At 39.8% G+C, this 13,512-nt stretch carries 10 protein-coding genes and 1 tRNA gene; 6 read left to right on the top strand and 5 right to left on the bottom strand.

Going from position 1 to position 13,512, the window contains the following annotated elements; genetic code table 11:
• Nucleotides 1-77 precede the first annotated feature (77 nt).
• On the bottom strand, nt 78-518 hold the full coding sequence (locus FTU34_RS09000; protein ID WP_078189919.1) for a universal stress protein: 441 nt from the start codon (nt 516-518) through the stop codon (nt 78-80).
• Between the two features lie 294 nt (nt 519-812).
• Complete coding sequence (locus tag FTU34_RS08995; RefSeq protein WP_180035358.1) at nt 813-1,229, bottom strand: hypothetical protein; 417 nt, start codon at nt 1,227-1,229, stop codon at nt 813-815.
• A 167-nt stretch (nt 1,230-1,396) separates the two neighbouring features.
• On the opposite strand from FTU34_RS08995, the gene FTU34_RS08990 reads away from it, so the two are divergent.
• Nucleotides 1,397-1,473, top strand: a tRNA-Met gene (locus tag FTU34_RS08990).
• Nucleotides 1,474-1,737: 264 nt separating this feature from the next.
• Here FTU34_RS08990 and FTU34_RS08985 read toward each other — a convergent pair.
• Both FTU34_RS08985 and FTU34_RS08980 read right to left on the bottom strand, forming a co-directional pair.
• The gene (locus FTU34_RS08985) at nt 1,738-3,363 is read right to left on the bottom strand and encodes an NAD+ synthase (RefSeq protein WP_180035359.1); all 1,626 of its coding nucleotides are present in this window, start codon (nt 3,361-3,363) and stop codon (nt 1,738-1,740) included.
• Between the two features lie 375 nt (nt 3,364-3,738).
• A complete protein-coding gene (locus tag FTU34_RS08980) occupies nt 3,739-4,251 on the bottom strand; it encodes a hypothetical protein (protein ID WP_180035360.1) in 513 nt (170 codons plus the stop codon).
• A 30-nt stretch (nt 4,252-4,281) separates the two neighbouring features.
• Here FTU34_RS08980 and FTU34_RS08975 point away from each other — a divergent pair, with 30 nt between their 5' ends.
• The 5 genes from FTU34_RS08975 (at nt 4,282) to FTU34_RS08955 (ending at nt 11,055) form a co-directional block, all read left to right on the top strand.
• Nucleotides 4,282-5,919: an AAA family ATPase gene (locus FTU34_RS08975; protein WP_373686491.1), complete on the top strand. Its 1,638-nt coding sequence runs from the start codon at nt 4,282-4,284 to the stop codon at nt 5,917-5,919.
• Nucleotides 5,907-7,343, top strand: coding sequence for a VWA domain-containing protein (locus tag FTU34_RS08970; protein ID WP_180035362.1), 1,437 nt, complete (start codon nt 5,907-5,909; stop codon nt 7,341-7,343). The genes FTU34_RS08975 and FTU34_RS08970 overlap by 13 nt, the downstream gene beginning before the upstream one ends.
• Nucleotides 7,344-7,582: 239 nt before the next feature.
• Complete coding sequence (locus FTU34_RS08965; RefSeq protein ID WP_111884407.1) at nt 7,583-8,539, top strand: metal-dependent hydrolase; 957 nt, start codon at nt 7,583-7,585, stop codon at nt 8,537-8,539.
• 12 nt (nt 8,540-8,551) lie between these two features.
• Nucleotides 8,552-9,418, top strand: coding sequence for an SDR family NAD(P)-dependent oxidoreductase (locus tag FTU34_RS08960; RefSeq protein ID WP_180035363.1), 867 nt, complete (start codon nt 8,552-8,554; stop codon nt 9,416-9,418).
• On the top strand, nt 9,415-11,055 hold the full coding sequence (locus FTU34_RS08955) for an NAD(P)/FAD-dependent oxidoreductase (RefSeq protein WP_180035364.1): 1,641 nt from the start codon (nt 9,415-9,417) through the stop codon (nt 11,053-11,055). Before FTU34_RS08960 ends, FTU34_RS08955 begins: the two co-directional genes overlap by 4 nt.
• A gap of 320 nt (nt 11,056-11,375) precedes the next feature.
• On the opposite strand, the gene gltA is transcribed toward FTU34_RS08955, so the two are convergent.
• Complete coding sequence (gltA, locus tag FTU34_RS08950) at nt 11,376-12,653, bottom strand: citrate synthase (RefSeq protein WP_078189909.1); 1,278 nt, start codon at nt 12,651-12,653, stop codon at nt 11,376-11,378.
• Nucleotides 12,654-13,512: the final 859 nt, after the last annotated feature.

Genomic DNA, 13,512 nt, shown 5'->3' with positions numbered 1-13,512 from the left:
TTATAATTGATGAAGTAGTCAATAAAAAGCCCTCTAGGATCAGAAGGCTTTTTATTTCACGCTATAAATCTAATGGCTTATTTGCGTACAACCAAAACAGGAATGTCTGAAGCACCTAGTACGCTTTGAGCTACGCTGCCCAAGAAGAATTTTTTGATCCCTGTACGGCCATGTGAACCAATAATAATCAAGTCCGCATGTGTTTCTTCTGCAGCTTTAACCAGTTCAGTATGCACCACTTGACCTTCAAGTAAGCGAGTTTCAACAGTGACACCTTCAGTTGAAAATTTCGCTTTTGCTTCTTCAAGTGTATTTAAAATCGATGCACGAGCACGTTCAATTAAATCATTGGTTTGCGCTGCTGAAATATACTCTGCAGCAATATATGGATCGAGCGTCAGTACTTGAACCACAGTAATTTTACTGCCAAAAGTTTTTGCAAACTCGACAGCTTTAGCCACCGCAGCATAAGAAGTTTCTGAACCGTCCACTGGAACTAAAATATTATTTAAAGCCATCTTATTTCTCCTTATCTGATCAATTGAATTTGGATGGAAAAACCTGAAAAAAAGCGCTATTTACATTGATCATAGTTTCATCATACGCTTTTTTATTTAGGAATAAAACCAAGTAAATTCATAGGGATATTGCGAAATTAGCAATAAAAATATTGCAAAAATATGGACTTGTTTTCACCATGCTTAGCGATAGCAAAAATGCTCAATAATGTAAGCAGCTATGTCTAGATTGTAAGACAATTTGGTGCAGAAAAAATTGAGCTTTGATAATTTCATTTAACAGCGGACATGGTTTTAATCACACTGTTTCTCTTGCTCTGTCAGGGTAATATGCAACGCTTGTTGCTCAAGCAAGCTTAATTTATGCAAAGTATCTTCAGGAAAGATCTGTTTCTGTAGGCGTTGAATCTGTCGAGCTGATAAATACTGATTGGCACAATACATTGCAGCTTCATTGGCGCGAGCAACACTGACTAATTTCTCCTGATCATTGAAGTCGAGACGAATGATGGGTTGCTGTGCTCGGCTAAGTTGAGCCATGCTGCGCTTTTGTTGCATGCTCAATAAGGGCTGTTTATTAATCCAAGTCGCCACATCACGTCGCACACCATAGTAGTCAACAAAAATAGGCGAAACGATTTGGCAGCCCGTCAAGGTCATGACGGCTAGGCTGAGGGTCAGACAGGCTTTTTTTATCGAATTGACTTGCATGATAAAACTCTAATTTTTAATCAAAAAATATAGTGATTAGGGCTAAAAATAGCATGATTTGCTTAAATAGTAACATCTTGAACTTTGCTTGTTTAAACTCTGAACAATTGCATACAAAAATGCTTGACGATAATGTGTGAAATCTAGATAATGCCACCACAGTTTACGGCTATGTAGCTCAGTTGGTTAGAGCACCGCACTCATAATGCGGGGGTCACAAGTTCAAGTCTCGTCATAGCCACCATTTTTATAGACCAAGCTCTCAGCTTGGTCTCTTTTTTTGTGCCTAGAAAAAGTCAAATAGATTGAAATAATTACTGCACTAATAAAATGATCTGTTAACGGTGTTTATGTAGAAAAAAGAGAACTCAAATCTTTAACTGCATTATTTTATGACCTAACTTTTGAAATACACATCTCAATTACTTTTTATATTTACTGCTGTGTTTTTTGCGCCTATAAAAAGCCCAGTTATAGAACTGGGCTTTTTTTAATTTGAATCGAATAATTAGATACCCGGTTTCCAACCATTCACGATTGGGTAGCGTCGTTCACGGCTAAATGCACGTGAGCTGATACGTGGACCAATCGCGCCTTGGCGACGTTTGTATTCGTTTAGATCAACCAAACGGATGACTTTTTTCACCACTTCAGCATCAAAACCTTTGGCAATGATGTCATCTTGGCTCATGTCTTCTTCGATATACGCATATAAGATGGCATCTAATACATCATATTCAGGTAATGAGTCTTGGTCTTTCTGATCTGGACGAAGTTCCGCAGAAGGTGGACGTGTAATTACACGTTCAGGGATCACTGGTGTTTCTGAAATGCTGTTACGATATTTTGCTAGTTCAAATACAATCGTTTTATAGACGTCTTTAAGAACCGCAAAGCCACCGACCATGTCACCGTACAATGTACAGTAGCCAACAGATAATTCAGACTTGTTCCCTGTAGAAAGGACTAAATTGCCGAACTTGTTCGATAAGGCCATTAGCAACGTACCACGAGAACGCGCTTGTAGGTTTTCTTCAGTCGCATCAGTCGGTGCATCGCCAAAGAAAGGGAATAAGGTTTGCATAAAGCCATTCACAATTGGATTGATTTCGGCAATACCAAAAGTTACGCCCATATTCTTGGCTTGTTCAGCAGCATCTTCAACGCTGATTTGCGCGGTATAGGTATATGGCATCATGACCGCTTGAACTTTATCGGCGCCAATCGCATCGGCAGCAATCGCTAAAGTTAATGCTGAGTCAATACCACCAGATAGACCTAAAATCACGCCAGGGAAGCCTGAACGTTGTACGTAGTCACGGGTTGCGATTACAAGGCTTTGGTAGATTTCAGCCATGGTATTTAATACAGGCGTGATTGCACCTGTTTTAAAGGCTTTTTGTTCAGCATCGTATTCTGCGATATATAGATCTTCAACAAAACTCGGTGCTTGCAATGCAACTTCACCTGAATTGTTCATCACAAAGCTTGTGCCATCAAAGACAAGGTCATCTTGACCGCCCACTTGGTTACAGTAAACCAAATTGATGTTCAATTGTTTGGTCAATGCAGCCATGGTTTCAATGCGATGCTGTGGTTTACCAACTTCATAAGGTGAAGCATTTAAAACCAAAGCGGTTTCAACATTTAACTGAGCAAGCTGTTGAACAGTTGGTAATGCCCAAACATCTTCGCAAATCAACACACCAAACTTATGACCTAAATATTCAAAGACTAGGTGTTGATGACCTTCACTGAAATAACGTTTTTCATCAAAAACGCTATAGTTTGGAAGATTTTGTTTATTGTAAATCCCGAGAACTTGACCATTTTTCATGACAGCAGCAGAGTTATAGCGCTGACCATCTCCAGTTTGATTTACAAAACCAAAGACTAAAACGATGTCCTTAATGCTCGCTAATTGTTCAAAAGCTTGCTGTGTACGTTTATTTAAACTTGGACGTAATAATAAATCTTCAGCAGGATAACCAACTGTAGAAAGTTCCGGAAAAACAATAATATCTGCGTTCTGTTCTTTTGCAACATTGGCTTGTTGAAGCATTTTTGCTGCGTTTGATTCTAGGTTACCAATATGCGGAGAGAACTGAGCAAGTGCAATTTTAAAACTATTCATTCCAACTAAATCCTATTCCTATAGGTGAATACACTTAACACACTGATTTGTATTATTGTGATTATTCAGCGAGTGTATTTAGATACGAAAAATACTGCCGAAAGGCGAAAACAAAACACCATCATCGTATGATAATTCACTTGTTTTGATGCAAAGCAAAAAAATAAGGTGAGCCTATTTTATCTGAATTTAAGCGAGATACTAGAGGTATTCATAGCTTTTAAAAGCCTAGCTGAGCTTATGTGCCATAAAGTAAATATTAATGCTGTTTTTTTGTACTCAAAATAGCGTCAATGGTCGAGCACTAGTGTGAAATAGAATGATCAGGCGATATTCAATTTTATCTAAAAATATTCGCTACAGAGCATGGAAGCTTTATAGCTCAATTTGATGAACAAGTTCTGGATATAAAATAATATTTTTAATTCGCTTTAAATAGATGTCACGTGCAATGTCACCTTGTTGCTCAATGTTGTAGTCAAAAAATGCCTTGTGTGCTTTGAGGGTATAGCGGTATGGATTATATTTTTTAAAACTGAAGAAATACGCCATCTGCAAAATAGCACCCCGACCCAAAACATTGATCTGTTGCTGGTATTGATAAACATGGGCCATTTCATGAATAAACAGGGCACGATATCCTAAAGACGCTTTGGCATAGTCCGCTTTAAACAGTAAATTTCGTGCATGGATACACCCCTGAGGCGCCATGACCACATGCGCCGATTGCCAAGGCAAAAAAGGGTGATTCATCACTTTCACTTGCTCATATTGAATCAAATCACCAAACACACTGCGACACATGGATATTTCACCTGCCGTGAGGGATCGATATTTAAAACCTTCAAGTTTTAATAGTCGAATGAGTGTGTGAAAAAAGGGCAACATGATGAAAGGTGTCTAAATCTCTAAAGGGATGTGCAGTTTAACTATAACCTGAAAATAAGGCATCGCGCTGTTGCTCTGTATTTAAAAAGCGATATTTTTGCATCTGCTACAGCGAAAAAACAGTTAGGGCGTTACAATTCAGTTTTCGGTCAAACAGATAGTCAGATGCAAGCACGGATCAATACTTTAATTTCTGAAATCAGCAAAAATATGTATGAACGTGAGCAGATTATTGCTTTGAGTTTGTTGGCTGGTGTTGCGGGCATGAATACCTTTTTATATGGTTTGCCCGGCACAGCAAAAAGTTTGATTTCACGTCGAATCGCTTCTGCTTTTGAAGTCCATGACTATTTTGAATATTTGATGAATCGTTTCAGTACGCCGGAAGAAATTTTTGGGCCAGTTTCTATTAAAGCCTTAAAAGAAGATCAATACATTCGTAAAACAGAACATTATTTACCACGGGCAGATTTTGCTTTTTTAGATGAAATTTGGAAAGCCAGTCCAGCGATTTTAAATACTTTACTGACCTTGGTGAATGAGCGGAGTTTTAAAAATGGTGACATTGTCCAAAAAGTTCCATTGAATGTTTTGGTCAGTGCATCGAATGAAATTCCCGAACCAAATCAAGGTCTAGATGCCTTATATGATCGTTTTATTTTGCGCTTAGAAGTGCCGCCGATTGCTGTTGCAGAAAACTTTCATGCACTATTACAGGCCAAGCCGAGTCAAGTCAGTGTTGAAGTCGATGCGACCTTAAAAATAAAAAAAGCCGAGTTGCAAGATTGGCGGGAACAGATATATCAGGTGGAATTACCCGCTTCGATTTTAAATCTGTTTGATCAACTTAAAACTCGACTCAACCATAACTTTGAAGATCACGTGGTCTATGTCTCTGACCGTCGTTGGCAACGTGTGGCTTATTTAGTCAAAGCCTGTGCATTTTTAAATGATCGTCCATCGGTGATTTTGAGTGATCTATTAATTTTAAAACATTGCTTATGGAATCAGCCAGAAGACATTGCCTTTGTTTCGCAGCAGATAGATGATGTATTGGCTGAAAATGGCTTAAATTACGGGTTGCAGTTTGGACAGCATGCGGCAGAGAAGGATGCACTTGAACAGCGGGTGCTCAATCATTTTTATTATACCGATGATGTCTATGTGAGTTATTTAATTCATGGCACTGACTACTTACGTGCAGTGACCAATCTAGATCGACACTATAAAGATAAAGTGTTGTATCTCGAACTGGATAAAATGGATACGAAAAAGGACTTCTTTGCCTTAGATGATACCGGTGAAGAAGTGCGTGGCATCGTATGTAATTTTAATGGTTCAAGAGTGTGTACGTTAAAAGGTGGCTATTACGGCTTAGAAGAAGTGGTGACGCCGTATATAAAACATACCAAAGGCAGTCCACGCAGCGCACTTTCAGCACAAAGCCAATATGAGCTGTTACACGAAGTTCAACGGCTCAAATCATATTTTCAAACAGAATTGGATCTGTTAACGGAACGCTTTAACGGCCAAAAGCATCAGTTTAAATCGGTCTTTGTCACTGAACAGGATATTCAACAATTAATTCAATCGATTGAGCAGCAATTGGCGAGATATCAGTTGCAATTGCAAGATTGTGAGCGTCTGGAACAGTTATGTCGCAATTAGAACCGTCACGACAACAAACCCAATCAGCACTCGATGAATTAAGTTCGCAACTTTATGATGAGTTAAAACATTCCAACTTAAAACATTGGTTGGATAATCATAAAGTTGCAAAAAAGCTCGATCAAAAAATTCAGGAATGGGCCTTTCAGGCAAAGTCGAGTTTAGATCAGCAGCATCCCTATGCAATGGCGCAGCAGCAATTGGAACATTGGCTTGCGATAAAGCATTGGGAACAGGGCGATTTTGTTCAATTCCACACTGAATATGCCGCCTTCATGCAAACCTTGGGGATTCCAGAATTCACTGAAATGTGGCAACAGAGCCAACAGTCGTTGCTGACCGAGCAACAGCGTCAATTACACATTGAGCTATTCAAAGGTAAATGGCAGCGCAAATTGACTGAAGCTATTGCGCATTGGGAGTTTGAGCAACTCCGTTTACAACGAGATGCCTTTTTAGATGAAATCAAAGATTTTCTTGCGACATTGTCGAAAATGGTCAAGCACCATGACAGTGTCGGGTTTGAAACTGGGATTTTTCTGGACTATTCCAAAGGGCAATTAACTGAGCATGATGTACAGAACTTTGAGCAATGGGCGAATTATCTCGAGCAAGATCGGGCGCTTAAACGTCTATGTCAAATGATCGGAAGCGCACAGCCGAATATGCCACGTAAGCGGATTTCTGCTCAGTTAGAACAAGAACCACAGCAGCTTATTCACACCCCGATGGCGCAAGAGGAAATTACAGGAATTAAATTGGCACAAGAACTCAGTATGGCTTTACCTAGCGAGTTGGCGCTGTTAGCCGATCCAGACTTGCAGGTTTTATTTGATTTGAAATATTTAGAATCTAACCTGATGAGTTTTAATCGACAAGGTCAGCAACAGGGACGGGTGATCGAAGACCCACGCCATACACAGCGTCGAGTCGGACAAAAAGGCCCGATGATTGTTTGCTTAGATACTAGTGGCTCAATGAATGGACAACCTGAACTGATTTCCAAAGCGATTTGTTTGTATTTATCTATTCGAGCGCTAAAAGAAAAGCGAGCGATGTATTTGGTTAATTTCTCGACCAATTTAACCGCGCTGAATTTACACTGTAACAGCGCTTTGGATGATGTCATTCACTTTTTAGGGCAGTCATTTCATGGGGGAACAGATATTATCCCTGCGATGAATCATGCCGTGGACATGCTGAAAAAACCGAATTTTGTACATGGCGATGTGGTAGTGATTTCCGACTTTATTATGGGTCAACTGACTGAAGAACTCATGCAAGAGATCACACATTTTAAGCAGCAGGGCAATGGATTCTATGCTGTGGCTATCGGTAATTTTAAACTGGATCATTTAGACGACAGCCTGTTTGATCATCAATGGGTCTATCAATCTGCGACTGGCGAAGTGCAAAAAATCTAATAACCGTCCCTCATAAAAAATTCGCCATGACCTTTAATGACAAGCTTTTGAGCCATACAGCATGGATGTTTTAAAGATTGTCTGACAAAGAAAATATTTGAGCATTTTTGCAAATCTAGAGGACGGTTTTGCTAATGGCCTAGTGATCTATCTCACTTAATTTGATCTCAATCTATGTGTTTTTACTTCAATCGACATGAAGTCAATGAAGTGGAAACACCCAAATTGAGAGCAAAATCATGAGCGCTTTTCAACCGATAAAAAAAACTTTAGCACGCGTATTTGCAGGCCCTGTCTTTGACCCAACAAAACAGTCTGCCGTTGTTCCTATTCGTCATATGAAATTTGATTTCGAACCCGAAAAAATTGATCCAAAATTTTATATGAATGCAGAATTGGCCAGTGCCTATTTTGCGTCATTGTCTATTTTCTTAACCCGTGGCGAAGATTTGGTGATTGATACTGCTCGATATCATCGCGACTTTATTCAAGATCCTGTATTAAGACAACGTGTCACGTCGTTGATTGGGCAAGAGGCCATTCATTCACGTATGCATGAAGAAATGAATGAAGCGTATCGCGCAAGAAATCTGCCTGTGCAATTTTTTAGAAAGTTAGAACACTACGTCTTTGCCTATGGTTTTGAACGTATGCCACAGCCAATGAAGTTATCCTTAATGGCAGCAATTGAGCATTTCACCGCAGTGCTTGCGGAATACATGATGAATCATGAAGAAATCTTTTTTAATTCAATAGATGAAAAGCAGCGCGCCATTTGGATGTGGCATATGTTGGAAGAGTCTGAACACAAAGACATTGCCTATGATGTTTATCAAGAATTATCAGGTAATTATGCTTTACGTATTGCTGGCTTTTTCCCTGCATTAATTACCATTTTGGGTTTGATTTCAATTGGTGCATCGATTGTCCCTTTCTACAGAAAGCCATCAAATTTGATTAGCCTAAGCTACTGGAAAGATGTTCCGCGCAGTTTCCAACTGATTTTTGGTCTAAGAGATGGTGTTTATGGCAGCAGCCTCGGGCATATTTTTGACTATTTACGACCAAGTTTTCACCCCAATGACCATGACACTTCTGCATTTCTTGAATATTACAAAAAGCGCCTGCTGAACCCTGTTGATGGTGTGTTGACACCTTATTTCGTCAAAGAATTTACACCAGCATTAAAACGATAAAAGGACAAAACCATGGGTCTATTTGGAAAAAAGAACAAGCCAAGTGAAAACGCCTACGCGGTGGTTACTGGTGCAGGCAGTGGTATAGGAAGAAGCTTTGCTTTGGAGTTGGCACGTCGTGGTGGGACAGTGGTCTGTGCCGATATTCATCTAGAAGCAGCGCAAGAAACGGTGGATCAAATTCAATCCACGACCTCATCAAATGCTTATGCGGTGCAGTGTGATGTAGGTAAGGCTGAAGAAGTTAAAGCACTGTCAGAGCAAGCTGAGCAGTTGATGGGGCATGCTGTGACCTTGGTGATCAACAATGCAGGCGTCGGGCTGGGTGGTAAATTTGATGAGCTGAGTTTAGATGACTGGCAGTGGTGCATGCATGTCAATTTGTGGGGTGTGGTGCATGGCTGCCATTATTTTGTACCCAAGTTGAAACAAAATAAGCAGGGGGGCGCGATTATCAATGTTGCTTCTGCTGCGGCATATACCGCTGCACCAGAAATGACAGCATATAACGTGACGAAGTCGAGTGTGTTGGCATTGTCTGAAACTTTATCGGCAGAGCTCAGATCGGCAAATATCCGTGTGAATGTACTATGCCCAACTTTGGTGCCGACCAATATCATGAAAAATGGACGCTTGCCCAATCGATATTCAGGCTTGGCTGATCAACTGCTGATGAATCATGCATTTACGACGAGCCACGATGTCGTCAATTTGACATTGAATAATTTAGATGCAGGGAAGTTGTATACCATTCCGCAACCTGATGCCAAATTATTTTGGTGGTTAAAGCGTCTATCCCCGCAAACCTATACCCGCTTATTGGGGGTGGGTTATCCCTTATTTAACAACTATATTAAAAAGTCGGGAGCAAAAGCATGAATATGCCGACACAATTACATGACGAAGATGTAAAAGCATTAGATCAAGAGAAAACTCAAACTAAAAAGGCAACAACGCAAACTAATGCACGTCGTACTGTAACGTCTTCTGCCAAAGCAAAAAAAGCAGTACAAGACCAATCAGAGTCAGAGCCTAGCCTAGAAAAACCAAGCGTAGAAAATCAAGTGCGTGTCTACGATACCATCGTGATTGGTGCGGGGATATCAGGTTTAGCTGCTGCTCATCAAATGAATGAACGGGGTTATACCGATTATGTGGTTTTAGAAAAAGCCAATCGCGTGGGAGGAACATGGCGCGACAACACCTATCCAGGTTGTGGATGTGATGTTCCTTCGGCGTTGTATTCTTTTTCATTTGCGCCGAGTCATAAATGGAGTCATTTATTTGCCAAGCAACCTGAGATTCTGAACTACTTAGAGGATGTGGCAGAGCAGCATGGGCTTTATCGTAACATTCAGTTCAACTGTGAATTGATTGCAGCGGAATGGAATAAGGAATTAAAGCAATGGCAATTGGAGACGAGCAAAGGTAAGTATGCGGCGAGAACGGTAATATTTTCCACTGGGCCGATTACTGAACCTCAAATTCCAAAAATTAAAGGTATTGAAAGCTTTGAAGGTGAAATGTTCCATTCTGCGCGATGGAACCATGCCTATGACTTAAAAGATAAACGTATTGCGGTGATTGGTACGGGGGCATCTGCGATTCAGTTTATTCCTCAGATTCAACCTATTGCCAAAAATGTGGTGGTGTTTCAACGTACCGCACCATGGGTATTGCCAAAAGCAGATTTGCCACTGAATGACCGTGCGAAAGGCATCATTACCCGCTTTCCAACAGTACAAGAAACTTGGCGCAAAAGTGTGGCCGGTATATTAAATGGTATTAATTTAGGACTACGTAATCCTTTGCTTTTAGAGCCTGTGAATTATTTGGGTCGTCAGTTGTTAAAAACACAAATTCAAGATGCTGAATTACGTGAAAAAGTTACACCAAACTTTTCTATTGGTTGTAAGCGTCTTTTATTTGCCAATAACTATTATCCTGCTTTGCAGCAAGCCAATGTCGAACTTGTACCACATGGTTTAGTTGAAATAGAAGGTAATACTGTTATTGCTGCGAATGGTGAACGTCATGAAGTCGATGTCATTATTTGGGGTACAGGTTTTGAAGTTTCTCATCCGCCGATTGGGCAACGTGTAAAAAATGCCAAAGGGGAGTTATTGTCAGAACTTTGGAAAAACAGTTCTCCTGAAGCGTTTTTGGGTACCAGTATCGCGCAAGTACCTAATGCCTTCTTGGTGCTTGGGCCAAATATTTTGGTTTATGACTCATTTATTGGGATTGCAGAAGCACAGGTTGGGTATATCGTCGATGCCTTGGTAAAAATGAAACAGGAGAAGATACAGCGGCTTGAAATTAAGCCAAATGTATTGGCCTATCACAATGCAAAAGTGCAGACACATCTACAGACTACAGTCTTTAATAGTGGCGGCTGTAAGAGCTATTACTTAGATGCCAATGGACGTAATTTTGCAGCTTGGCCGTGGTCACTGAAACAGTTAAAGCAGCGTCTAAAACAGGTGGACTTGACAGACTATGAGACGGTTGCTTAATAAAAGTTACTTAACTTAATAAGCTAAAATAAAGCATCATCAATATTTAAGCCTTTTGTTTACAGCCTAATTTCTACGTGGAATTAGGCTTTTTTTATGACGATATCTGATGAAGCAGTGTGCGATTGTCTAGAAAATGGCGATTTAAAATACGTTCAGCAATATACACCATACTTTATAGCTTGTGAGACATCGTTTTATCTAATGATTGAGCAGGAAAATTCAGTCAGATGGGTCTGTTTTAAAGTGCAAAATAAATCTAGCCGCATAAAAAAACCGCCCCAAAGGGGCGGTTTTTAGATTCGCACAATTCTTTCGAATTAACGACCTTGGATATCGCGTTGAGTTTCGCCAGTGTAAAGCTGACGAGGACGACCGATTTTGTAAGGTGCGCTGTGCATTTCTAACCAGTGGCTGATCCAACCAACAGTACGTGCAAGAGCGAAGATAACAGTAAACATTTCTGTTGGGATACCAATCGCTTTAAGGATGATACCTGAGTAGAAGTCTACGTTAGGGTATAGGTTACGTTTGATGAAGTATTCGTCAGAAAGCGCAATACGTTCAAGTTCCATAGCCAAAGCAAGTTGTGGATCGTTGATACCAAGTGCAGTTAACACTTCGTCACAAGTCTCTTTCATTACTTTCGCACGTGGATCGAAGTTTTTGTAAACTCGGTGACCGAAGCCCATAAGTTTAACTTCTTTAGTTTTCACTTTTTCCATGAACGGAGCAACGTTTTCTACAGTGCCGATTTCATCAAGCATCTTAAGAACAGCTTCGTTCGCGCCGCCGTGAGCAGGTCCCCATAGAGCCGCGATACCCGCAGCGATACATGCGTATGGGTTAGCGCCAGTAGAACCAGCAAGACGTACTGTAGAAGTAGACGCGTTTTGTTCGTGGTCAGCATGAAGCGTGAAGATACGGTCCATTGCTTTAGCAAGAATAGGGTCAACTTTGTAATCACGGTCTGCAGGAGTAGCAAACATCATGTACAAGAAGTTTTCTGCGTAGCTTAAGTCGTTACGTGGGTAAACGAATGGTTGGCCTACTGTGTATTTGTAAGTCCAAGCAGCTAAAGTAGGAACTTTAGCGATTAAGCGAATAGCAGTGATTTCGCGGTGGTCAATGTTTTCAACATCGAAACCGTTGTGATAGAACGCAGAAAGCGCACCAACAACACCACACATGATCGCCATAGGGTGAGCGTCACGACGGAAACCATTGAAGAAACGGCCAACTTGATCGTGAACCATAGTGTGGTTACGAACTTTAGCATCGAATTCTTGTTTTTGTTCAGCAGTAGGAAGCTCGCCGTTCAAAAGAAGGTAGCAAGTTTCTAAGTAGTCTGCTTTAGTAGCAAGCTGGTCGATTGGGTAGCCACGGTGTAGAAGAACACCTTTACCGCCGTCAATGAAAGTGATTTTAGATTCACAAGCAGCCGTTGAGACAAAACCAGGATCAAAAGTAAAGTGACCTGCGGCCAACACATCTTTAACGTCAATTACATCTGGGCCTAGAGTGCCACTGTAAATTGGTAAGTCAATTTCTTTGCCATCAAGCTGTAAAACGGCTTTTTTGCCAGTTGCTTCAGACATTCAATAGATCTCCTGTCCTGGTGAATGTTTTATCTGACTCAGTACTAATCTTTTAATGCGAGAATCAGACAGATCAAAAATTTGCTCTAAGATTAGAGGGAACTGAAATTTTGTCAATTATACTTATGGATATAAATTGAGGATCATTCCTTGAAATGAAGCACAATTCATACGCTTAAAAAATGAGTAAAATCACAGTGCCGACGCAGTATAATAAGTCAATTTGCAGGGGAGGTGCAGATTAAAAAAAGCCTATTGCCTTAATTGTAAGCAATTTTTAATTCTTAAAAACTCTGAAACAAATATGAATTACAAGACCGCTATTTCATTAAATTATTATAATTTTCGTAACTTACATACATCTGTGGCTCTAAATTGCTTTTTTCTTATTCATAATTAAAACGACTTAATCGTACTTAAAAAAAAGTTCGTTTGGTTAAAAAATAGTTAATTAAACGCCTTTAAAGGATCAATAAATGAGCATTTTTGTCATTGGAAAGGTAAAAAATGGCGTTTTATTAAACAGATTTGCTGTTGCTGAGATTTTTATGCACAGACTAAGTACTTATTTCGTTTCATGATCTTTCAGTTTTATCATTTGAGAAAATGGTGCACATTTATTTTTATGATTATGGCTTGGCGAATGTGCTGGAAGATTTTAAAATGTAGTGGGAAAAGAAAGATTTAGATTTGTTCATCTTTAGTCTAAAAGTTTAAATCGCCATATACACACAAAAACAATAAGTGAAACTTACATTTAACCGATTAAAACCAATAACATAGTATGATTTTCTTAGATAAATAAGGTATTTGTTTTTAGAAAAGTTATTGTTAATGATTCTTATTTAAGGATATTTTG

Origin of the sequence: Acinetobacter sp. YH12094 (assembly GCF_013419295.1) — a bacterium.
Classification (GTDB): domain Bacteria; phylum Pseudomonadota; class Gammaproteobacteria; order Pseudomonadales; family Moraxellaceae; genus Acinetobacter; species Acinetobacter amyesii.
Note: the sequence above shows the minus strand (reverse complement) of the source record. Positions and strands in the feature narration are given on the sequence as shown.